This window comes from Azohydromonas caseinilytica (assembly GCF_012927045.1).
GTDB classification, from domain to species: domain Bacteria; phylum Pseudomonadota; class Gammaproteobacteria; order Burkholderiales; family Burkholderiaceae_C; genus Azohydromonas; species Azohydromonas caseinilytica.
Map to the genome: position 1 here is coordinate 137,549 of NZ_JABBFW010000007.1, position 22,594 is coordinate 160,142.

Genomic DNA, 22,594 nt, shown 5'->3' on the forward strand with positions numbered 1-22,594 from the left:
GCAGCGCAGGCCGGGGCGGCCCCGTCAGGGTTGCGCCGGCGCGGAGGCTGGCGGCAGCCCGAAGGGCAGATCGACGCGGAAGGTGCTGCCGCGGCCCGGCAGGCTGTCCAGGCCCAGGTTCCCGCCCATCATGTCCACCAGCCGCCGCACGATGGACAGGCCCAGGCCCGTGCCGCCGAAGCGCCGCGTGGTGGAGCTGTCGGCCTGGGTGAAGGGATCGAAGATGCGCGCCTGTGCTTCGGGGGCGATGCCGATGCCGGTGTCGGCCACTTCGAAGCGCAGCGTGACACGGGCGGCCTCGCGGCCGCGCTCGCGCACGCGCACGCGCACGCGCAGCGTCACGCGGCCGGCCGGCGTGAACTTGACGGCGTTGTCCAGCAAGTTGACGAGCACCTGCCGCAAGCGCAGCGGGTCGCCCACCAAGGCCGTCGGCAGCCCGGCCGGCACGTCGAGCTGCAGCGCCAGCTGCTTGGCCACGGCCTGCGGCTGGATGAGCGCCTGCACGGTGTCGAGCAGCGGCAGCAGCTCCAGGCGCACTTGCTCGACCGCCGCTGCGCCGGCCTCGATGCGCGCCAGGTCCAGCACGTCGTTGGTCAGGCCCAGCAGGTGCTCCCCGGCCTGCGTGATGTGCCTGACGTAGCCGGCCTCCTTCTCGGCCAGGGGCGCGAGCGCCAGCAGGTGGCCCAGCCCGATGACGGCGTTCAAGGGCGTGCGGAACTCATGGCTCATGTTGGCCAGGAACTGCGACTTCACCTGGCTGGCATGCTCGGCCGACGCGCGCGCGGTTTCGGCCGTGACCAGAGCGGCTTCCGCGACGGCCCGTGCCGCATCCAGCTCGAGAATCGACTTCCGGCGCACGCAGGCCTGGCCCGCCAGCACCAAACCCGTCAGCGCCGCGGCCATGATGAAGGACTGCACCAGGAGCTGACGTGTTTCGAGCGGGTAGTCGGCGGCAAAGGGCCCCAGGCCGGACTTCGTATAGAGAACGACCTGCACCGTCACGGCCAGATTGGCCAGCGCGATTGCCAGATATTCGCCGCGTATGGCTGCCCAGATCAATATGGGCAGCAGGATGAATATGGTGGGATAAGGTTGAAACAACAGCATGTGGCCGCCCAGCAGCAGCGTGGCCAGCATGGCGAGAATTTCGCCCCCGTGGGCCTCGGGTTTGGCGTGCTCATGCTCCTGCCTGCCAAGAAGGACAAGCGTCAAGGGCGCAAAAATCAACACGCCGGCCGCGTCGCCGGTCCACCAGAGTTGCCAGGAGTCCAACAGCGGTTGTGAGGTATGGAAGCTGATCAGCGTACCGCCGATGGCGGTGCTCAGCAGCGGGCTGAACAATGCCGCAAAGCAGGTGAAAGCGAATACGGACGCGGCGCCATCGAGCCGGAAACGGCCACCGGCCCAGCGACCCAACAGCAAAGCGCCGGTGCTCGCTTCGAGCGCATTGCCCACGGCGATCCCGACGGAAAAACCGGTTGGGAAGCCGAACATTTGTATGCTGCAAATCAGGTCGGCGCATATTCCGGCCATGATGAACCAGGGCCATTTCCGCTTGGCCGTAAGCACAAGCGTCGCAACGAATATTCCGCTCGGTGGCCACAAGGCCGACCCCAGGTCCGGCGCGATGGTCAGGATCTGCCCGCCCCAACCCCCGAGAAGGTAGATTGCGAAAAATGCCGCGACCTGCACGGCGCTTCGGGAAATCTGGTTTGCCGATGAATTGCCGTCACCCGTGGCGGTTGTATTCAAGACCACCTCGATGTGGTTTCACGCGCGGGAAATGCGCGCCGGCGCTGAAGCAGGAGCTGCCGCGGCCCCCCGGCTCGACGCTGTGAGCCCGGCGCGCTGGTCGAGCCCTTGGCGTGCGGCGTGTCCACCCTTGCAGGCATGCGGCGGTACTCCCGGTCAGCCTCGATGTCGATCGATGGGCAGCGTCAGGCTGCCCCTGAAGTGGTGCGCGCTGCTTGCAGGGCCGCGCCCGGCCGCGATTGTCCCGTCCTGAAGCGGCGAGCCGGCTGGAAGCGCACGGCCCTGGTGGCGCGGGCCGGGCACTTTTTCACTGTCTGCCCGGCCACGTCGTCGGCCCGGCGGCGCCGCGGCGCAACCCGGCGCTAGCGCCGCGGCCTGAGCGCCGGTGGCACCTCCTGGTGGCCAGCTTGGCGGTGGCGGAACAGCGCGGCCCGGGCCAGCACCATGGTCGTCACCGGCGCGGTGATGGACAGCACGATGATGATCAGCCACACGTGCAGCGACAGCCCGCCCTCCTGCGCCGAGAAGTGGACGATGGAGGCCAGCGTCACGATCCAGGCCGCCAGCGTCGAGGCCAGCGCCGGCGCGTGCATGCGCAGGAAGAAGTCGGGCAGCCGGCGCAGTCCCAGCGCCGCGGCCAGCACCACCACGCCGCTGAAGAGCAGCAGCGCGGCCACGACGATCTCGCTCAGCGGCGCGTTCATTCGATCACCTCCCCGCGCAGCAGGAACTTGGCCAGCGCCACCGAGCTGACGAAGCCGAACAGCACCATCAGCAGCGCGCCCTCGAAGTACATGCTGCTGTCGTAGCGGATGGCCAGCACCAGCATGGTGAGCATGCCCACCACGTACATGAAGTCCAGCGCCAGCACGCGGTCCTGCGCGCTGGGGCCCTGCATCAGGCGCAGCAGCCCGATGCCCAGCGCCAGCGCGTAGCACAGCAGCGTCAGCGTGATGGCCACGGTCAGTACCACGCTCATTCGAAAATCTCCTGCAGCGGACGCTCGTAGCGGCGCTTGTAGCTGTCGATGAAGGCGGCCTCGTCCTCGACGTCGAACACGTGCAGCAGCAGCGCGCTGCGGTCGGGGGCGAGTTCGCACCAGACGGTGCCGGGGATGACGGCGGTGATCACCGCCAGCGCCGCCAGCGCGTGCTCGTCGCGCAGCTCCAGCGGGATCACGACGAAACGGCCGCGCGGCGGGCGCCGCCGCGAGCGCAGCACGCCGCGCCCGACCTGCAGCGCCGACACCACCACCTCGACGCCCACCATCAGGATGAGCCGTCCCAGCACCAGCGGCCGGCGCATCGGCCCGGCAGCCGGGCGCAGCGGCGCGGTCAGCACCGGAATGACCAGCGCCAGCACGGCGCCCAGCAGCAGGTGCCCCGGGCTCAGGCTCTCCTGCAGCATCAGCCACAGCACGAACAGCGCCGCCGACAGCAGCGGCGCGGGCAGCCAGCGCCTCATGGCGTCTGCTCCGGCACGACGGCCGGCGACACCGGCGACGGCGCCGCCACGGGCTGCGCCGCCATCACGGCGTCGATGTAGCGCCCGGGCAGGTGCAGCGTGTCGGCGGTGGCGCGCGTGTAGCGCAGCGCCGCGTCGCCGTGCACCACCAGCAGCGCGCAGCCCAGCAGCAGCAGCCCGATGGGCAGGGTTTCGACGATGCGCAGCCGCGGCGCCGGCCGGGCCTGCAGCGTCCAGAAGTGGCGCATACCCACGCGCAGCAACCCGGTGGCCGCCGCCAGGCCGGAGAGGATCAGCAGCGCGAACAGCACCCAGGCCGCCGCGCCGTGCATGTACAGCAGCGTCGTGAGCATGGCCAGCTTGGCGACGAAGCCCGACAGCGGCGGCAGCCCCGCCACCACCAGCGCACACAGCGTGAAGGCCACGCCCAGGAAGGCCAGCGCCGCCGGAATGGCGCGGCCGATGAGCGCCTCCTCCTCGTCGTCGAGGTTGGCGTCGGTGATCGGCTCGGCGTCCAGGAAGAACGGCAGCGCCTCGCGCGTGTCGTCCACCACCAGCGGATCGGCCTGCACCTGCCGCGCCCGCTCCAGCAGCTCCACCAGCAAGAACAGCGCGCAGCCCGCCAGCGTGGAACTGGCCAGGTAGTACAGCGCCCCGCTGCTGAGCGCGGGCTGGTTGAAGCCCAGCGCGGCGATGAGCGTGCCCGAGGAGGCGATGATGCTGTAGCCCGCCAGGCGGGCGAGCTGCTGCGAGGCCAGCATGCCCACCGTGCCGAAGGCCAGCGTCGCCAGCCCGCCCCACACCAGCACCTCGCTGCCGAACATGGCGGACGCGCCCGCGCCGGTGGGGAAGCACAGCGTCCACAGCCGCAGCACCGCGTACACGCCCACCTTGGTGAGGATGACGAACAGCCCGGCCACCGGCGCGCTGGCCGCGGCGTACGCGGGCGGCAGCCAGAAGTTCAGTGGCCACAGCGCGGCCTTGGCCAGGAAGGCGATGGCCAGGATCGAGGCGCCGGCGTGCAGCAGGCCGCGGTCACTCTCGGGCACCACGCGCAGCTTCATCGACAGGTCGGCCATGTTGAGCGTGCCGGCCACGCCGTAGAGCAGCGCCACGCCGATGAGGAACAGCAGCGAGGCCACCAGGTTGATGGCGATGTAGTGCAGCCCGGCGCGCACCCGCGCCGGCCCGTCGCCATGCAGCAGCAGCCCGTAGCTGGCGGCCAGCAGCACCTCGAAGAAGACGAACAGGTTGAACAGGTCGCCGGTGAGGAAGGCGCCGTACAGCCCCACGAGCTGCAGCTGGAACAGGGCGTGGAAATAGACGCCGGCCTGGTGCCAGCGCGCCAGCGCGTAGAGCAGCGAGGCCAGCGCCACGCCGCCGGCAAGCACCGCCATCAATGCCGAGAGCCGGTCGGCCACCAGCACGATGCCGAAGGGCACCGGCCAGTTGCCCGGCAGGTACAGCGCGAAGGCCTGCGCCGCGTCGCCCACGCCGACTCGGCGCAGCAGCAGCACCGCCAGCAGCAGCCCGGCCACCGTGGAGGCCAGGTTGAGCGCCGCCTTGATGCCGCGGCGCTTGGTGCCCAGCAGCAGCATGAGCGCGGCCGTGGCCAGCGGCAGCAGCACCGGCGCGACCACCAGGTGCTGCAGCGGCGCGGCCGTGAGGGAGGCGAGCTCGTTCACGGTTTCTCCTCCTGCCCGTCCACATGGTCGCCGCCGCTCAGGCCCCGCAGCGCCAGCAGCACCACCAGGAACAGCGCCGTGGTGGCAAAGCCGATCACGATGGCCGTGAGCACCAGCGACTGCGGCAGCGGGTCGGTGTAGTTCTCCAGGTTGGCGGCGAGCCCGGGCTTGACGATGGGCTCCTTGTCGATGGACAGGCTGCCGACGCTGAAGATGAAGAGGTTGACCGCGTACGACAGCAGCGACAGCCCGATGAGGACCTGGAAAGTACGCGGGCGCAGCACCAGCCACACGCCCGCACCCGCCATCACGCCGATGGCCAGGGACACCACGATCTCCATCAGGCGCTCTCCTCGCTGGGGTGGTCGTCTTCAGTGCGGCGGCGCACGCGCAGCGACTGGTGGGCGATGGCCGTGAGCAGCAGCAGCGTCGAGCCCACCACCACGGCGAACACGCCCAGGTCGAAGAAGGTGGCGCTGGGCAGATGCACCTCGCCGATGAGCGGCAGCGTGAAGTGCGCGGTGTGCGTGGTCAGGAAGGGATGGCCCACGCCCAGCGAGCCCAGCCCGGTGGCGATGGCCAGCAGCAGGCCCACGGCGATCCAGCGCGGCGGGCGCAGGGTCATGCGCGCCTCGACCCAGCGCGTGCCGCTGACCATGTACTGGGCGATGAAGGCGATGGCCACCACCAGCCCGGCGACGAAGCCCCCGCCGGGCTCGTTGTGCCCGCGCAGGAACAGGTGCACGGCGTACATCATCGCCACCGGCAGCAGCAGCCGCACCAGCACCGCGGGCACCTCCAGGTAGCGCTGCTCGCCCTCGGCTGCGCTGGGCCGCTCGGTCAGGTCGCTGTGCACGTTGCCGCCGACCACGCGCTGCTGCGCCGGCCGGTGGATCACCTCTTGCGGCGGCCTGAAGCGGCGCAGCAGCGCAAACACCGTCAGGCCCACGATGCCCAGCACCGAGATCTCGCCCAGCGTGTCGAAGGCGCGGAAGTCCACCAGCATCACGTTGACGACGTTGCTGCCGCCGCCGCGCGGCAGCGCGTTTTCGAGGAAGTAGGGCGAGATGCTCAGCGGCGCATGGCGCGTGAGCAGCGCGTAGGACAGCGCGGCCAGCCCCGCGCCCAGCAGCAGCGCCAGCACGAAATCGCGCCGCCGCCGCCAGCGCGCGCGGCCCGCGATGCGCGGGTCGTCCCGCTCCACCCGCCGCGGCAGCCAGCGCAGACCCAGCAGGAACAGCACCAGCGTGACCACCTCGACGGCCAGCTGCGTCAGCGCCAGGTCGGGCGCGGAGAACCAGGCGAAGGTGATGCACAGCGCCAGCCCCACCATGCCCAGCATGATCAGCGCCGCCAGGCGGTGGAACTTGGCCTGCCACGCCGCGCCGATGGCGCAGGCACCGGCGATGATCCACAGCAGCACGAACTCCAGCGTGGCCGGCACGCGCGCCCGGCTGCCCCACTCCAGCGGCACGATCAGCGCCGAGCCCAGCGCCGCCGCGCCGGCGATGGCAAGCATCCAGAAGAGTTGCGGCTGCAACCGCCGCGTGCCCGCCCAGCGCCGCACGCGCCAAGCCAGCGCGGTGACCCAGGCCAGGCCGCGCTCGAACATCCGCTTGCCGTCGAAGGGCATCAGCGGCGCGGTCTTGCTGCGGCGCTGCTTGAAGTGCCCGGCGAAGCGCAGGTAGATCACGAGCCCGAGCGCCAGCGCGATCACGCTCATCAGCAGCGGCAGGTTGAAGCCGTGCCACACCGCCAGGCTGTAGTCCGGCAGCGTGCCGCCCACCACCGGCCGCGCCGCGGTCGCCAGCATCGGCCCGATGGACCACGCCGGCAGCGTGCCCACCACCACGCAGCCCAGCACCAGCAGCTCCACCGGCACGCGCATCCAGTGCACGGGCTCGTGCGGCCGGCGCGGCAGGTTGCGCGCGGGCGGGCCGAAGAACACGTCATGCCCGAAGCGCAGCGAGTACACCACCGCGAACACCCCCGCCAGCGTCGCGGCCAGCGGCAGCACGATCTCCACGCCCGGGTGCGCCGTGACGAACACCGTCTCGGCGAAGAACATCTCCTTGGACAGGAAGCCGTTGAGCAGCGGCACGCCGGCCATGGCCGCGCAGGCCACGATGGCCAGCGTGCCGGTGACGGGCATGTTGCGGTACAGGCCATCCAGGCGGCGCATGTCGCGCGTGCCGGTCTCGTGGTCGATGATGCCCACCGACATGAACAGCGAGGCCTTGAAGGTGGCGTGGTTCATCATGTGGAACACCGCCGCCACCGCGGCCAGCGGGCTGTTGAGCCCCAGCAGCAGCGTCACCAGCCCCAGGTGGCTGATGGTCGAGTACGCCAGCAGCCCCTTGAGGTCGTTCTGGAACATGGCGGCGTAGGCGCCCAGCAGCAGCGTGGCCAGCCCGGCGCCGCCCACCGTCCAGAACCACGCGTCGGTGCCCGCGAGCACCGGCCACAGCCGCGCCAGCAGGAACACGCCGGCCTTGACCATGGTGGCCGAGTGCAGGTAGGCCGACACGGGCGTGGGCGCGGCCATGGCGTGCGGCAGCCAGAAGTGGAAGGGGAACTGCGCGCTCTTGGTCAGCGCGCCCAGCAGGATCAGGCCCAGCGCCAGCGGGTACAGCGGGTGCGCGCGCACCGTGTCCCCGGACGCCAGCACGGCGTCGAGCTCATGGCTGCCGGCGATGTGGCCCAGGATCAGCAGCCCCGCCAGCAGCGCCAGCCCGCCCGTGGCCGTGACGGTGAAGGCCATGCGCGCGCCGCGCCGCGCGTCCTTGCGGTGGTACCAGTAGCCGATGAGCAGGAACGAGAAGACGCTGGTGAGCTCCCAGAACACGACCAGCTGGATCAGGTTGCCCGCCGTCACCACGCCCAGCATCGCGCCCATGAAGCCCAGCAGCAGCGAGTAGAAGCGCGCCGTCGGGTCCTCGGGCGAGAGGTAGTAGCGCGCGTAGACGATCACCAGCAGCCCCATGCCGCTGACCAGCATCGCGAACATCCAGGCGAAGCCGTCGAGCCGCACGATGATGTCCACGCCCAGCCCCGGCAGCCAGGGCAGCCGCTCGCTCACCACGCCGCCGCCGGCCACCTCCGGATAGAGCAGCGCCAGCGGCACGGCCACGCCCAGCGCCACCACCGCCGCCCACAGCGACTCGATGTTGCGCGCATTGGTCGGCAGCAGCGCCGCGGCGGCGCTGCCTACGAAGGGGAGGAGAAGAAGCAGCAGCAGGGACATCGAGGCGGAGTCTAGGGCTACGGGAGCGCGTGCCTGGGTGGACGATCAAATTTGAAGGAGCAGGGAGCGAGCCCGCAGGTTCCGTTGCCGACGCGTGAAAGCCCAAACTTTTCCGGGTCCGGCCAATTGCGCGCGAGGCGCGGAGCGCGTGCCATGGAACGAAGCGCGGCAGTGCCGTACCAAGCTGTAGCCGCCGGTCCGTCGCGACGGGCCGGCACCGGATCAGCCTGTTCACAGAAAGGACGCCATGAGCACCCTGGGCCCCATCCTCGTCGCCACCGACTTCTCAGCGCCCGCCCGGCATGCCGCGCAGCGTGGGGCCCGCATTGCCCGTGAGACCGGCTCGCCGCTGTCGCTGCTGCACGTGCTGCCCGGCGACGCGCTGGAGCTGCTGCGCGAGTGGCTCGGCAACGACAACGCCGCGGAGCCCCAGTTGCTGGAGCAGGGGCGCAGGCAACTGCTGCGGCTGGCGCAGGAGCTGCAGACGGCGCACCAGGTGCCGCGCATCGACAGCAGCGCCCGGGCCGGCCAGGTCCTGCACGAGATCCTGTGCGAAGCCGAGGAGCGGCAGGCCGGGCTGCTGGTGCTGGGCGCCCGGGGCGCGGGCTTCCTGCGCCGCCTGCTGGTGGGCACCACTGCCGACCGGCTCATGCGCCGCACCGTGCGGCCGCTGCTGGTGGTGCGCCAGACGCCGCACGAGCCCTACCGCCGCGTGCTGGTGCCGGTTGACTTCTCACCCTGGTCTGCCCATGCCGTGGCGCTGGCGCACCGCGTGGCGCCTCACGCCCGCCTCGTGCTCATGACCGTCTACGAGGTGCCCTTCGAGGACAAGCTGCGCTTTGCCGGCGTCGAGGAGGCCACGGTGGCGCAGTACCGCCAGCGCAGCCGCGAGCAGGCCACCCAGCGCCTGGACGCGCTGGTGCTGCGCACGGGGCTCAAGGCCGGGCAATGGGAGCCGTGCGTGCTCGAAGGCGAGGCCTCGCTGCGCGTCGTCGAGCAGGAGCAGGAGCAGGACTGCGACCTGGTCGTGCTGGGCAAGCACGGCCGCTCGCTGACCGAGGACATGCTGCTGGGCAGCGTGACCAAGCATGTGCTGGCCGAGGGCAGCGCGGACCTGCTGATCTCGACGGCGCACGAGGCCGTGGAGCCGGTGGCCGGCACGGCCCCGGCATAGCCTGGCGGCCTGGCGGCGCTACAGCGTGTAGATGCCGCTGGCCTCGGGCTGGAACTCGATGGCTTCCACCCGGGCCGCGCCTTCCCAGCCGCTGGGCAGGCGCCAGCGCGCCACCTCGCCCACGCGCAGCCCCAGCACCGCCATGCCCACGGGCGAGAGCACCGACACGAAGCCGCGCCCGGGCTCGGCGTCGGGCGGGTAGCACAGCGTGAGGGTCAGCGGCGTGCCGGTCTCCAGGTCGCTGAGCCGGATGCGCGAGTGCATGGTCACCACGTCGGGCGGCACCTCGCGCGGGGACAGCAGGTCGGCCTGGTGCAGCACGGAGGCCAGGGGATGGCCGCCTTCGGGGCGGTGCTTGATCAACCGGCCGATGCGGCTGTAGTCCAGCTCGGTCAGCGTGCGTTCTTCGGCGCTCAGGATGTGCATCCTCGTCTCCTCGATTCGATGTGCGGCGCAGGCATGGCTGCGCCAGGGCGCTGTGCTGAAGGCCCGGCGATCGGAAGTTGCGCGCAAGATGGAACTGGAATCGGGATCGCCGGGCTCAACAGGGTGCGGCCGGCTGGCGGCGGCCCGGACTGCGCCGCCACGCACCGGCGCGACCGCCGACCAACCAGGTCGCGGCAACGCGGGGCAGAACAGAGGCATCCATGGGCGCGGAGCTTAGGCGCAGGATCTTTTCGCAGGCAAGCGCATGCCCATTGCGCCTGCTACCTCATGTCAGACAACTTGGTCAAGCCAAGGGGCCTGCGTTGGCGCCGGGATGAGGACATTGCTGTGGCTCTAAGACCGATTCAGCGAGGCCGATCACAATGCCCCGTTCTCGCCGGCCGCATGCTGTCAGACAGATCGCATGTCCGGTGCCCGCTCAACGATCCCCGCCTCTTTGGACTTCCGTGTAGCGATGACTTGCGCCGCTTCCACCCGCCCTGCAGCCACGGCTGCTGACTTCTTCACGTTGCCGCGGAACGTGTTCCTGCTCGCGACGCTGTGCTGCCTGCTGTGGGGCAGCGCCTATCCGGCGATCAAGAACGGCTACGAGCTGTTTGCCATCGGCGCGGGCGACGTGCCGTCCAAGCTCGTGTTCGCGGGCTACCGCTTCGTGCTGGCCGGCGCGGCGCTGCTGGCGCTGGCGGCGCTGCTGCGCAAGGACGTGCTGGGCCCGCTGCGCCGCCAGTGGGGGATGCTGACGGCGCTGGGCTTCGCGCAGACCACGCTGCAGTACATCTTCTTCTACGTCGGCCTGGCCTACACGACCGGCGTGAAGGGCTCGATCATGAATGCGACCGGCACCTTCTTCAGCGTGCTGCTGGCGCACTTCCTCTATCACAACGACCGGCTCAGCGCGCGCAAGCTGCTGGGCTGCCTGGTCGGCTTCGCCGGCGTGATGGTGGTGAATTTCCAGCCCGCGCTGCTGGACTTCGAGTTCACGCTGCTGGGCGAAGGTTTCATCGTCATCGCCGCCTTCGTGCTGTCGGCCGCGTCCATCTACGGCAAGCGCGTGTCGCAGCGCATGGATGCGATGGTGATGACGGGCTGGCAGCTGGCCATCGGCGGCGTGCTGCTGCTGGCGCTGGGCTACGGTGCGGGCGGCACGCTCACGGGCTTCACGCCCGCCTCCACCGCGCTGTTGCTGTACCTGGCGCTGCTGTCCTCGGCGGCTTTCGCGCTGTGGAGCATGCTGCTCAAGCACAACCGCGTCAGCCTGGTGACGGCCTTCAATTTCCTGGTGCCGATCTTCGGCGCGCTGCTGTCGGCGCTGTTCCTCAACGAGAGCATCCTGGAGTGGAAGAACGCGCTGGCGCTGCTGCTGGTGTGCTGGGGCATCTGGATGGTCACGCAGGAGGCGGCGACGGTGACGTCATCGGCTGCGCGGCCAGCGCGTTGACCGTTCGTTCTCAGCGCCCCCGCTCTCCCACCCCCCGCCCATCGCCTGGTGCAGCGCCACCATGGCGTTGAGCTCGTCGCCTACGGACTGCACCAGGGCCAGCTCGGCCGCCAGCAGGCTGCGTTGCGCGTCCAGCTGTTCCAGGTAGGAGGAGTAGCCGGCCTGGTAGCGGTTGGCCGCGTGCCGCCAGGCCTCGCTCACGGCCTCGCGCTGTGCCTGCAGGTGAGCGCGCTGCTCGCGCAGCCGGGCGACGGCACTGAGGTTGTCCTCCACCTCGCGCAGCGCCACCAGCACGGTGCGCTGGTAGGCCCACGCGGCCTGATCGCGCCGCGCCGCCGCCACATCCGCCTGGGCCCGCAGGCGCCCGGCCGAGAAGATGGGCGCCAGCACGCTGGCGCCGAGGGTCCAGATCGTCACCGGGTCATTCAGGCTCGACGCGAACACCTGTCCGGCCGTGGCCGTCAGCCGCAGCTGCGGCAGGAACTGCGCGCGCGCGGCGGCCAGCGTCGCGTCCGAGGCCGCCAGCGTGGACTCGGCCTGCGCGATGTCGGGCCGGCGCCGCAGCAGCTCGCTGGGCAGCGCCGGCGGCACGGGCGGCAGCGCGAGCGCCTGCAAGGCCGCGCCGCGGCGCACCGGCCCGGGCACCTGGCCGGCCAGCACCGACAGCGCATGCTCCTGGCGCGCGATGGCGGCCTCGGCCTGGGGCAGCTGCTGCGCCGTGGCCTCGTACTCGGCCTGGGCCTGGCGCCACTCCAGGTCCGAGGTGTAGCCCACCGCCGCGCGCCGCGCCGCCAGGCGCAGCGAGTCCTCGCGCGAGCGCAGCGTCTCGTGCAGGATCTCCAGCCGCGCATCCAGCACGCGCAGCGTGACGTAGCCGCTGGCGGCGGCGGCCGCGACGCCCAGGGCCACGGCATCGCGGGCCTGCTCGGTGGCGACGCTGCCCGCCTCGGCCGCCCGAACCTGGTCGGCGATGCGGCCGAACAGGTCCACCTCGTAGGCGGCCTGGAACAGCGGCTGGGCGCCGGTGGACTCGGTGGGACGGCCCAACGGGTCCAGGCTGCGCGAGCGCGTCGCGCCGACGGCCAGGTCCAGCGTGGGCCAGCGCTGCGAGCGCGCCACCTGCTCCTGCGCGCGGGCCTCGCGCACCCGCGCGACGGCGGTGGCGATGTCGGTGTTGTTCGCCAGCGCCGCCTCCACCCATTGCGCCAGCACCGGGTCGCCGAAGTCGCGCCACCAGTCGGGGCGCTGCGGCGCCGTGGCGTCGAGCCGGGTCTGCCACTGCTGCGGCAGTGCCAGCGGCGGCGGCGTTGACAGGGGCGGGGCCGTGCCGGCGCAGCCGGCCAGCAGCGCGGCGCCCGCCACCACGGTCCAGCGCGTCATGGCGCCGTCCCGGAGGCCGCCGCCTCGACCGCGGCCGTGTCCACATGCGCCTGCACCGACATGCCCGGCCGCAGGCGCGGCAGCAGCGGCTGGCCGGGGTCGAGCGTGATGCGCACGCTCAGGCGCTGCGGCACCTTCACGAAGTTGCCGGTGGCGTTGTCGGGCTTGATGACCGCGAACTCGTTGCCCGTGGCCGGCGCGATGCGCTCGACGTGGCCGTCGAGCCGCGCCCCGCCCAGCGCATCGACCGTCACCCAGGCCGGCTGGCCGGGGCGCATCCGCGCCGTCTGCGCCTCCTTGAAGTTGGCCACGATCCACACCGTGGGCGGCACCAGGAACAGCAGCTGCGAGCCCGCCGTCACGTACTGGCCGATGCGCACGCCCACCTCGCTGACGCGGCCGTCGCGCGGCGCGGCGATCTCGGTGTTGGCCAAGTCGATCTCGGCCAGCCGCAGCGCCGCCTGCGCGCTTTGCACGCCCGCCTCCAACCCGGCGCGGCCCACCGTCACCGTGCGCAGCTGCTCTTGGGCGACGCTGCGCTGCGCCTGGGCCTGCTGCAGCGCGGCCTCGGCCTGGCGCAGCGCGGCCAGCGTCTGGTCGCGCTCGCGCAGCGACACGGAGCGGTCCGCCGCCAGCTCCTCGACGCGGCGCATGTCGGCCTGCGCGCGCTCCAGCTGGGCGCGGGCGCTGGCCACCGCCGCGCCCTGCCCCTGCAGGCCGGCGGCCGCGGAGCGCCGGCTCTGCGCCGAGTTGGCCAGGGTCGCCTGCTGCACCGCGATGGCTGCGCGCGCCTGCTCGACGCGCTGGCGGTAGATGCGCGCGTCGATGCGCACGATCGGCTGGCCCCGGCGCACCTCCTGGAAGTCCTGGACCAGCACCTCCGTGACGTAGCCGTTGACCTGCGGGCTGATCACGGTGGTCTGGCCGCGCACGTAGGCGTTGTCGGTGGACTGCACATGGAGCCTGAAGGGCGGCAGCCCCCAGGCGTAGAGCACGACCAGCGCCCCCGCGAGCACGAAGGCCACGAACACCAGCGTCATGCGCAGCCCGCTGCGCGGCGGCGCCCAGCCCTTGGGCGCCGGCGGCGGTGGCGCGGCCGGCGCCTCGGCCTGCGTCTCGGCGACTTCCACCGGGTCGTCGAGCCGGGTGTGATCGTCGCCGGCCGGGGGACGGGCACCGGCGTTGGCCGTTTCACGCGGGGGCTGTTTCAAGGGCCGCCTTTCTCTGGAGCTGGTGAGGGGGTGGAGCCTTCGGCGGCACGGCTGGCGCGCAGGCGGGCCAGCGTCGCCAGGTCCTCGGCCAGCGGGTTGATGCCCTTGACGCGGTAGAGCAGCCAGCGCGCGCCGACGAGCAGGAAGGCCAGCGTGGCCAGCGTGCCGATCACGAGAAACACGTCGTTGAAGGCCAGCACGTTGGCCTCGCGGCTGACCTGCTGGCTCAGCAGCGTGCTGCCCACGGTGCGGCGCGCGGCCGGATCGGCCAGGACGCGGCCGTAGCTCAGCGCCAGCAGGTCCAGCCGGCCGGCCACCAGCGGGTCGGTGCCCACCAGCGCCTGCACCAGCTCGTTGGAGTGCAGCCGCTCGCGCGCGATCTGGATGCTGCCCAGCAGCGACGCGCCGGCCAGGCCGCCCAGGGTCTGCGAGATGCCGAACACCGCGGAGAAGCTGATGAGGTGGCTCGGCCCCCGGGCCAGCGCGCGCAGGATGCCGCTCATCATCAGCGGGCCCATGAAGTAGGTCGCGGCGAAGGCGATGAGCGCCTGGCTGACATGGAAATTGGCCGGCCGCGTGAGGTTGCTGGCGTCGGCGTCCATGAAGGCGCCCACGGCGATGAGCGCCAGCGAGATCACCACCGGCCGCAGCAGGTCCTGGGGATTGAGCGTGGCCAGGCTGGCGGCTAGGCCGGCCACCGTGGCCAGGGTCACGATGGCGTAGAGCGTCACCAGCTGGTCCGGTCCCATGCCAAGGACGGTCAGCAGCCCGGTGGAGCCGAAGCCCTGCTCCGACAGCAGCACCCGCATGGTCATGCCCAGCGTGGCGAACTTCAGGATCTGGCCGCTGGCCATCCAGCGGGTGTTGAGCAGCGGATTGGCGCGGTTGTGCTCCACCAGCATGGCCGTGCCCAGCAGCACCATGGCCGCCGCCAGCGCCGCGCCGATCCAGGGCGTGCTCCACCAGACCACGCGGCCCACCGCGAACACGCCGCACAGCAGCGCCATGCCCGGCGCGAACAGCGCGAAGGTCAGGAAGTCCAGCGGCTCGAAGGTCTTGACGTGCTCGCTGGGCGGCAGCGGCAGCAGCGCCACGCAACCCAGGCACAGCAGCGACAGGCCCCACTCCAGCAGGTACAGGTTCTGCACCTCGCCGCCTTGCAGCAGCGCCGGCGAGATCACGCGCGCCAGCGGCAGCGCGATCTGCGAGATGCCCACGCCCAGCACCATCCCGCCCAGGCGAGCCTGCGCCGACATGGACTGGATCACGTAGAACAGCGCCAGCGTGGACAGCCCGCTGCCGACGATGCCGCTGGCCGCGCGCACCACCATCTCCGTCGCATAGCCTTGCACATACAGCTGCAGCAGGCTCACCACGGCGAAGGCCGGCAGGAAGATGCGCGTGAACCAGCCCGTGCCGAACTGCTGCCGGAACTTGATCAGCAGCAGGCTCATGCACACGTTGGTCATCGAGTAGGCCGCCGTGAGCCAGGCGCCCTGCACGCTGGTCAGGCCCAGCGCGCCCTGGATCTGCGGCAGGTTGGCGAGCAGCAGCCCGTTGCCGAACCCGCCCGTGAGCCCCAGCAGCACGCCGATGCACAGGTAGGCCAGCCGCCGCAGCTTCGGATGCTCGGGCGTGGCGGGCGAGCCGGGCATGAACGGACGCTCATGCGGCTTGAACTGGTAGGCCGAGGCGGACGGCAGGGCCGGCTCGGGCTTGCGATGGGCCATGGCGACGCCCAAGGCAAGGGCCGTTCCCGCGGCGCTGATCCCGGCTTCGCTTCGGCCATGAAATGGCCCGTTCGCCCTGAGAGCCGCAGCGTGCAGGCCGTGTGCGAGGTGCGGGCGGACTCCGGCTTGGCCCAGGGGCCCAGCTCCGCGCCTGCACCTGCTGGCGGCGCGGCGCCAGCGGTCCATGGGCGTGGCCATGGCCGCCTGCGTCCTGCTGGCCTGGGGCGCGTTGCGGCTGCGGCGTCGGCGCCGACTCAACGCATCTGGAACAGCTCCTGGTGGAACTGCCGCGGCGGCAGGCCGTGGGCGATCAGGTCCTTGCGCAAGGCCTGGCCGAATCGGGCTGGGCCGCAGAACCAGATGCTGGCTTCGCGCCAGTCGGGCACCGTGGCGCGCAGCCGTGGGCCGTCGAGCCGGCCGTCCTGCGCGTCCACCAGGAGGTGCAGCCGCACGCCGGCAGCGCGGGCGTCGGCCTGGAGCTTGTCGATGGCGGAGGCCTCGTGGACCGCGGTCGGGTGGAACAGGTCGATCGGCAGGGCCTGCGGCTGCGCCGCCAGCTGCTTCATGCGCGCGACGAAGGGCGTGATGCCGATGCCCGCGCCGATCCAGATCTGGCGCCGTGAGCCGTCCTCGAAGTCGAAGCAGCCGTAGGGCCCTTCCACCGTCACCGGCATGCCGACCTTCAAGCGCTCGTGGAGCCGGCCGGTGTGGTCGCCCAGCGCCTTGGTGATGAAGGTGATGCGCCGCTCCTGCGGGTTCCAGGCCGAGGCGATGGTGTAGGGATGCGCGCCCTCGCGCGGGTCCGAGGTGGCGAAGGCGAACTGCCCGGCCGCATGGCCCGGCCAGCCGGGCTGCAGCGCGACGCGCGACTCCAGCACGCGCAGCGCGGGGTGGTACTCCAGCGCGTCGATGACGCCGGCCACCTTGCGCCCGGCGCCCACGCGTCCGGCCAGCACCCGCAGCGCGGCCACGCTGCCGCCCAGCAGCAGCGCCGCCACCAGCCAGCCCACCGGCTGGCGCCAGTAGCTGAACTTCACCAGCACCGCCGCGTGGTAGACGAGCGCCAGGTAGGCCACGGCCAGCCATTTGTGCGTCTTCCTGAAGAGGTGATAGGGGAAGCGCTTGACCAGCGCCAGCACCATCAGCAGCGCCGCGGCGTAGAAGGCCCATTCGCCCACCGACTCGGCCAGGCCGCGCTGGCCGCGCAACCAGCCCTCGATGGCGCCGAGCTGCGAGGGGTCCGGGCGCGGCCCGCGCGGCGGGCGCACGAGCCAGCCCCAACCCACCATCCACTTCGTGCCGCGTCCCACCCACCAGTGCAGCACCGAGACCACCAGCGCCGTGATGCCCAGCCACTTGTGCAGCCGATAGAGCTTGTCCAGGCCGTCCAGGTGCGGCTCCAGCCACTTGGGGCGCAGCGCCAGCAGCATCGCGACGCTCATCGCGCCGATGGCGATGACGCCGCTGAGCTGCATGAACACGGTGCGGAACGGGAAGTAGCCGAAGGGCTGCGGCCACAGCGTGTCGGCCAGCAGCCATGACACCCCCAGCAGCGCCAGCGTGGCGACCAGGGCGACTTTGATCCGTTTCATCAGGCACCTCCCGAGGCCTTGGACAGTGCGGGCCGGTTCCTCAGCCGGAACGAGACCGAAGCCCTGAACCGGCCGAGGCCGACTCGCGTTGCTAGCTTCCTCGGGTACGGGCTCACTCACATGGCCGGCGTCGAGGAAGTCGCAGCAGAGTTGAGAACGCGACGGTTATAGCCCCGGGTAATTGCTGCTTGATTAACGGACGTCAGTCAGGCTTGACGTGGCCGGCCTTCACCACCTCGGTCCAGCGCGGGATCTCGCGCGCGATCAGCTCGCCGAGGGCCTTGGGCGTGGTGGGCGTGGGGATGGCGCCCTCACCGGCCAGTTGCTGGGCCACCGCGGGCATCTGCAGCGCCTTGTTGATTTCGGCATTGAGCCGTTCCACCACGGCCGCCGGCGTGCCGGCCGGCGCGACGATGCCGTACCACTGGTCGGCCTCGAAGCCGGGAAAGCCGCTCTCCGCCACGGTGGGCACCTCGGGCAGCGAGGCCAGGCGCTGCGGGCTGGAGACGGCCAGCGCGCGCAGGCGGCCGTTGCGCACATGCGGCAGCACCCCGGGCGCGCCGGTGAAGGTGGCATCCACCTGCCCGCCCAGCAGGTCGGTCACCGAGGGCGCCGTGCCCTTGTAGGGAATGTGCAGCATGGGGAACTTCGCCATGAGCTTCAGATACTCGAAGGCGATGTTGGCGGCGCTGCCGTTGCCGCCGGAGGAATAGGTGAGCTTGCCCGGCTGGGCGCGCGCCGTCCGGATCAGGTCGTCCAGTGTCCTGATGGGCGAATTGGCGTTGACCACCAGCACGTTGGGCACGCGCGCCACCCAGGCCACCGGCACGAAGCTCTTGAGCGGGTCGTAGGGCAGCCTGGGATAGAGCGCCGGGTTGACCGCCAGCGTGCCGATGTGGCCCATCAGCAGCGTGTGGCCGTCGGCCTCGGCGCGTGCCGCCTCGGTGGCGCCCAGCGAACCGCCGGCGCCGGGCTTGTTGTCGATCACCACGGTCTGGCCGAGCGCAGGGCCCAGCTTGGCGCCGATGGCGCGCGCCAGGATGTCGGTGGAGCCGCCCGGCGGGAACGGCACGATCAGCCGCAGCGTCTTGCCGGACTGGGCGCGAACCGCGGGCCAGGCGGCCGAGGCCAGGGCGCCCAGCAGGATCGCTCGGCGCCGGGGTGCGTGGTGGTTGTGCTCCATCCTCGTCTCCTTGTGTGAGTCCTTGCCCGGCGGGCCGGCAAGCGATGGGCCGTGGTCAGGCCTGGGCGCGCCGGCTCAGCAGCACCGCGCCGGCGGCCAGCGCCGCGGGGATGGCCAGCAGCGACAGGATCGTCTCGAAGCTCCAGCCCAGGCCCAGCAGCAGGCCGCCGATGGCCGAGCCGAAGATGCTGCCGAAGCGGCCCATGCCCAGCATCCAGCTCACGCCGGTGGCGCGCGCCATGGTCGGGTAGCACGAGGGCGCGTAGGCATTGAGGCCGGTCTGCGCGCCGCTCATGCAGAAGCCCACCAGCGCCACCAGCAGCCCCAGCGCCGCCGACATCGTGCCGCTGTAGGCCAGCAGCAGCACGCTGGCCGCGCCGGCCAGGTAGCCCAGGCTGATCACGCGCGTCGGGGCGCGCTTGTCCATCAGCCAGCCGACGAACACGCCGCCGACGGTGCCGCCGATCTGGAACAGGGCCGTCATGTTCGCGGCCTGCGACACGGTGAGGCCGGCGTCCTTGAACAGCGTGGGCAGCCAGCCGGTGAGCAGGTAGATGACCATGAGACCCATGAAGTAGGTCAGCCACAGCGCGCCCGACATCAGGCCGAAGCCCTTGGAAAACAGCAGCCGCACCGGCGTCTTGGCCGGCGTCTCCGGCTCCTGCGACACGAAGGCCGTGCCCGCCGGGAAGGTGGCGCCGCAGACGCGGCCCAGCGTGCGGGCGATGCGCTGCGCCGGCGCGCCGCGCACGGCCAGGAAGCGCGAGGACTCGGGCAGCAGCAGCATCAGCAGCGGCACCAGTGCCAGCGGCACCAGGCCGCCGGCCACCAGCACGGCGCGCCAGCCGTACACGGGAATGAGCGAGGCCGCCACGAAGCCCACCAGCGCCGAGCCCAGGTTGAAGCCGGTGAACATCATGGTCACCATCAGCGAGCGCGACTTCTCGGGCACGTACTCCGACAGCAGCGTCGTGGTGTTGGGCATCGCCGCGCCCAGGCCGATGCCGGTGAGAAAGCGCAGCCCCATCAACTCCGTCACGTTGTGGGCGTAGGACGCCGCCAGCGTGAACAGCGCGAAGGCCAGCACCGAGCCCACCAGCACCTTCTTGCGCCCCACCTTGTCGGAGGCCGGACCGGCTAACAGCGCGCCGACCACCAGGCCGATGGGCGCGGCGCTCATCACCATGCCGAAGGCGGCGCGCGAGATGCCCCACTCCTGCAGGATGGTGGGCGCCACGAAGCCCATGATCGCGACGTCCATGCCGTCGGCCGCGACGATGAGGAAGCACAGGCCGAGCACCAGCCACTGGTAGCCGGACATCGGCCGCGCGTTGATGAAGGTGCGCACGTCCACCGTGGACGCTGCGGAAAAGGAATTCAAGCTTGTCTCCTGAGAGTCGTGATAACCGGGCCGGCTGTCGCCTTGAACAGCCGCGGTGTGCGGGCCGCCTCCGGGGGCGGCGGATGTCGTTGACACGGGCTTGTCTCCATGGCTGCGATCAACGGCTCCTTGCGCCAGCTCCAGGGAGCTGCGCCGGCCGTTTGATCTGTGTCACGAGAAAGTCGCGACTCTAGGGACGAGGGCCCTCGGCCATAAGATGACGCGAAGGCGGGCGCGATAACCGAGGAATATCAGGGTTAACCTGAGTTCGAAGGGCGCCTCACTGCCGCTCGATCTTGGCCTCCGCGATCACGGCGGACCAGCGCTTGATCTCCGAGGCCAGCAGCGTCTGCAACTCCTGCGGCGTGCCGCCCTTGGGGCGCACGCCCAGCTTCTGCAGCTGCTGCTGCACTTCGGGCTGCTTCAGCGCGTCGTTGGCGGCCCGGTTCAGGCGCTCGATGACGGCCTGCGGCGTCTTGGCCGGCACGGCCAGCGCGTTCCAGGAGGCGACGTTGTAGTTGCGCACGCCCGACTCCTGCACGGTCGGCACGTCGGGCAGCGTCGGGAAGCGCTTGTCCGAGGTCACGGCCAGGGCGCGCAGCGTCTTGCCCGTGACCTGCGACAGGAAGGGGCCCAGGATCTCGAAGCCGATGTCGATCTCACCGCCGCGCAAGGCGGTCAGCACCGCCGCGGAGGCCTTGTAGGGCACGATCACCGCGTCGATGCCGGCTGTGGTCTTGAACAGCTCGGCCGCCAGGTGCTGGGTGGAGCCTATGGAAATGGTGCCGATGGTGAGCTTGCCCGGGTTGGCCTTGGCGTAGCCGATCACTTCGGCCAGGCTCTTGAAGCGCGAGCCGTTGTCCACGAAGGCCGCCAGGTCGAAGAAGCCCAGCGTGGCCACGGGCGCGAAGTCGCGGATCGAGCTGAAGGGCAGCTTCTTGAACAGTCCCTCGCTGACGGCGTTGGAATTGCTCATCAGCAGCACGGTGTAGCCGTCGGGCGCGGCCTTGGCCACCGCCTGGGAGGCGACGATGCTGCCGGCGCTGGGCCGGTTGTCGATCACGATGGTCTGGCCCAGCGACTTGGCCACGGCCTGCGTCACGGTGCGGGCCGTGATGTCGGCGATGCCGCCCGGCGCGAAGGGCACGATCAGCGTGATGGTCTTGGCGGGCCAGGCCGGTTGCGCCTGCACCCAGCGGGCGGCCGGCAGCGCGAGCGCTGCGGTGAGCAGGCGGCGGCGGGTGGGCTGGAACCGAGGCCGGTGCGAGGAAGTCATGGGGAAAGTCTCCGAGGCAATTCACCGCGCAGCATATGGCGGGCCCAGGGCGACGGGCTCGCGCGGTCCCGGCACAAGCGCGTGCAGGCGTCGCGCGATGTTCGCGCGACGCCTGCGGGGGCGGGCTTGGCCGGGATGCGGCGGTGCGGCCGGTGCGGGCCGGCGTGGGGCACTCAGTCCGGCGACGCCGGTGCGCCCTCGAATGTTCCCGGGCCGCCGGATGACGGCCCGGGTGCTTGGCGCTTCAGGTCAGCCCTTCTTGCTGTCCCAGGCCAGCGTGGCGGCGTCCTTGCCGGCCACGGAGTACAGCGCGCCCGGCGCGTTGCGCGTGGCCTGGAACTGCTCCAGCGTCTCGCCGCGCATGGCGGCGTAGATGTGCAGGTTGGACACGCCCACCACCGCGCCCAGCTTCTCCAGCACGAAGAAGGAGGCGCCGTACTGGATGAGCGCGCGCCAGTCGCGCCGTCGCACCATGTCGCGCTCGTGTTCGCTCAGGCCGGCTGCTTCATAGGCCGCCTCGGGCGCCTCCAGGAAGCGCGCGCGCTGCTCGGGGATGATGAGGTCGTGCAGGAAGCGGTTGAGGCGGTAGGCCTTGACGCTGCGCTCCAGCGTGAACGCGTAGGTGCCCTGCAGCTTCTCCGCGCCCTGGAGTTGCAGGCCCATGGCGTCGCGGTGGCGCGCCAGCACCGATTCGGGCAGCGGCCCGGTGGCGCACTCGAAGATGGCGGTGGCGATGCCCGTCATCGACGGCAGGTAGTAGCTGCGGTGCCTGCACTCGACCTTGGCGCCCAGCGCGCCGCGCATGGTCAGCCACATGATGACCTCGGCACCCTCCATGCCGCCGAGCTCGGCGTACTCGGCGTGCGTCATGTCGGCGAGCTGTTCGGGATCGTGCTCGAACAGGTCCAGAAACTTGTGGTCCCACGCCACGTTGTTGAAGCCCGCGCGCTCGCCGTGCACCTGGTGCGACAGGCCGCCGGTGGCCACCACCGCCACGCGCAGGTCTTCGGGGTAGCTCTCGATGGCGCGGCGCAGCGCCTGGCCGAGCTTGTAGAAGCGCCGGGCCGTCGGGATGGGGAACTGCAGCACGCCCATTTGCAGCGGCACCAGCCTGGCGGGCCAGTCGGGCTTGTGCTCGCACAGCATGGACAGCGGCGAGAAGCAGCCATGGTCCAGCGGCTTGTTCTGGAAGCAGGAGAGGTCGAACTCCTCGGACACCAGCGACTGCGCGATGTGCGCCGCGAAGCGCGGGTGCCCGGCGATCGGCGGCAGGTCGCGCGCGCCGCCGCCCTCGTCGGCCACGCGCCACTCCTCGCCCACGCCCAGCGCGAAGGCCGAGTAGTGGTCGAAGAAGAAGGAGGTGACGTGGTCGTTGTAGGTCAGCAGCAGCACGTCGGGGCGCTGGTCCTTGATCCACTGCCGCACCGGGTCGAAAGCCTCGAACACCGGCTGCCAGGCCGGGTCGTGGCGCTTGTCGCGGTCGAAGGCGAAGCCGATGGTGGGTGTGTGCGAAGCGGCGATACCGCCGATGATGGTTGCCATGGGAACGTTTTCCTGGAGATGCCGCTCGTCCGCCGAGGCGCGGGCCTCGAACGAGGCGGCGCCGCCGCGCCCGGGCAGGTGCGGGCCTGTTGATC

Annotated in this window: 18 protein-coding genes; 2 read left to right on the plus strand and 16 right to left on the minus strand. The window is 71.2% G+C overall.

Features of this window, described 5'->3' with window-relative positions:
• Positions 1–24: 24 nt before the first annotated feature.
• The 7 genes from HHL10_RS12310 to HHL10_RS12340 all read right to left on the minus strand — a co-directional run bounded on the left by HHL10_RS12310 (position 25) and on the right by HHL10_RS12340 (position 8,145).
• Positions 25–1,752, minus strand: coding sequence for an MASE1 domain-containing protein (locus HHL10_RS12310; RefSeq protein WP_169160659.1), 1,728 nt, complete (start codon positions 1,750–1,752; stop codon positions 25–27).
• Positions 1,753–2,114: 362 nt separating this feature from the next.
• Positions 2,115–2,456 (minus strand): monovalent cation/H(+) antiporter subunit G, encoded by a 342-nt coding sequence (gene mnhG, locus HHL10_RS12315; RefSeq protein WP_169160660.1) that lies wholly within the window; start codon positions 2,454–2,456, stop codon positions 2,115–2,117.
• On the minus strand, positions 2,453–2,731 hold the full coding sequence (locus HHL10_RS12320; RefSeq protein WP_169160661.1) for a K+/H+ antiporter subunit F: 279 nt from the start codon (positions 2,729–2,731) through the stop codon (positions 2,453–2,455). Before HHL10_RS12320 ends, mnhG begins: the two co-directional genes overlap by 4 nt.
• Positions 2,728–3,216, minus strand: a complete 489-nt coding sequence (locus HHL10_RS12325; protein WP_169160662.1) for a Na+/H+ antiporter subunit E — start codon at positions 3,214–3,216, stop codon at positions 2,728–2,730. Before HHL10_RS12325 ends, HHL10_RS12320 begins: the two co-directional genes overlap by 4 nt.
• Positions 3,213–4,814: a monovalent cation/H+ antiporter subunit D gene (locus HHL10_RS12330; RefSeq protein WP_235971406.1), complete on the minus strand. Its 1,602-nt coding sequence runs from the start codon at positions 4,812–4,814 to the stop codon at positions 3,213–3,215. The genes HHL10_RS12325 and HHL10_RS12330 overlap by 4 nt, the downstream gene beginning before the upstream one ends.
• Positions 4,815–4,897: 83 nt before the next feature.
• Complete coding sequence (locus tag HHL10_RS12335; RefSeq protein WP_169160663.1) at positions 4,898–5,242, minus strand: Na+/H+ antiporter subunit C; 345 nt, start codon at positions 5,240–5,242, stop codon at positions 4,898–4,900.
• Positions 5,242–8,145 (minus strand): monovalent cation/H+ antiporter subunit A, encoded by a 2,904-nt coding sequence (locus HHL10_RS12340; RefSeq protein ID WP_169160664.1) that lies wholly within the window; start codon positions 8,143–8,145, stop codon positions 5,242–5,244. Before HHL10_RS12340 ends, HHL10_RS12335 begins: the two co-directional genes overlap by 1 nt.
• A 247-nt stretch (positions 8,146–8,392) precedes the next feature.
• On the opposite strand from HHL10_RS12340, the gene HHL10_RS12345 reads away from it, so the two are divergent.
• Positions 8,393–9,319 (plus strand): universal stress protein, encoded by a 927-nt coding sequence (locus HHL10_RS12345; RefSeq protein WP_169160665.1) that lies wholly within the window; start codon positions 8,393–8,395, stop codon positions 9,317–9,319.
• An 18-nt stretch (positions 9,320–9,337) separates the two neighbouring features.
• On the opposite strand, the gene HHL10_RS12350 is transcribed toward HHL10_RS12345, so the two are convergent.
• Positions 9,338–9,745 (minus strand): GreA/GreB family elongation factor, encoded by a 408-nt coding sequence (locus HHL10_RS12350; RefSeq protein WP_169160666.1) that lies wholly within the window; start codon positions 9,743–9,745, stop codon positions 9,338–9,340.
• 475 nt (positions 9,746–10,220) lie between these two features.
• Here HHL10_RS12350 and HHL10_RS12355 point away from each other — a divergent pair, with 475 nt between their 5' ends.
• The gene (locus HHL10_RS12355) at positions 10,221–11,204 is read left to right on the plus strand and encodes a DMT family transporter (protein ID WP_169160667.1); all 984 of its coding nucleotides are present in this window, start codon (positions 10,221–10,223) and stop codon (positions 11,202–11,204) included.
• On the opposite strand, the gene HHL10_RS12360 is transcribed toward HHL10_RS12355, so the two are convergent.
• The 8 genes from HHL10_RS12360 to HHL10_RS12395 form a co-directional block, all read right to left on the minus strand.
• Positions 11,178–12,584 carry an efflux transporter outer membrane subunit gene (locus HHL10_RS12360; RefSeq protein ID WP_169160668.1) on the minus strand — a complete coding sequence of 469 codons (1,407 nt, stop codon included), beginning with the start codon at positions 12,582–12,584 and terminating at the stop codon, positions 11,178–11,180. The genes HHL10_RS12355 and HHL10_RS12360 overlap by 27 nt on opposite strands.
• A complete protein-coding gene (locus HHL10_RS12365; protein ID WP_235971385.1) occupies positions 12,581–13,795 on the minus strand; it encodes an HlyD family secretion protein in 1,215 nt (404 codons plus the stop codon). The genes HHL10_RS12360 and HHL10_RS12365 overlap by 4 nt, the downstream gene beginning before the upstream one ends.
• Complete coding sequence (locus HHL10_RS12370; protein WP_169160669.1) at positions 13,792–15,525, minus strand: MFS transporter; 1,734 nt, start codon at positions 15,523–15,525, stop codon at positions 13,792–13,794. Before HHL10_RS12370 ends, HHL10_RS12365 begins: the two co-directional genes overlap by 4 nt.
• 254 nt (positions 15,526–15,779) lie before the next feature.
• The gene (locus HHL10_RS12375) at positions 15,780–17,117 is read right to left on the minus strand and encodes a ferredoxin reductase family protein (protein WP_169160670.1); all 1,338 of its coding nucleotides are present in this window, start codon (positions 17,115–17,117) and stop codon (positions 15,780–15,782) included.
• 202 nt (positions 17,118–17,319) lie between these two features.
• Positions 17,320–18,300 carry a Bug family tripartite tricarboxylate transporter substrate binding protein gene (locus tag HHL10_RS12380; RefSeq protein WP_169160671.1) on the minus strand — a complete coding sequence of 327 codons (981 nt, stop codon included), beginning with the start codon at positions 18,298–18,300 and terminating at the stop codon, positions 17,320–17,322.
• A 55-nt stretch (positions 18,301–18,355) separates the two neighbouring features.
• Positions 18,356–19,621: an MFS transporter gene (locus tag HHL10_RS12385; RefSeq protein WP_169160820.1), complete on the minus strand. Its 1,266-nt coding sequence runs from the start codon at positions 19,619–19,621 to the stop codon at positions 18,356–18,358.
• A gap of 340 nt (positions 19,622–19,961) precedes the next feature.
• Positions 19,962–20,957 carry a Bug family tripartite tricarboxylate transporter substrate binding protein gene (locus HHL10_RS12390; RefSeq protein WP_169160672.1) on the minus strand — a complete coding sequence of 332 codons (996 nt, stop codon included), beginning with the start codon at positions 20,955–20,957 and terminating at the stop codon, positions 19,962–19,964.
• 249 nt (positions 20,958–21,206) lie between these two features.
• Entirely contained in the window at positions 21,207–22,499 is a 1,293-nt protein-coding gene (locus HHL10_RS12395) for a gallate dioxygenase (protein ID WP_169160673.1), read from the minus strand.
• Positions 22,500–22,594: the final 95 nt, after the last annotated feature.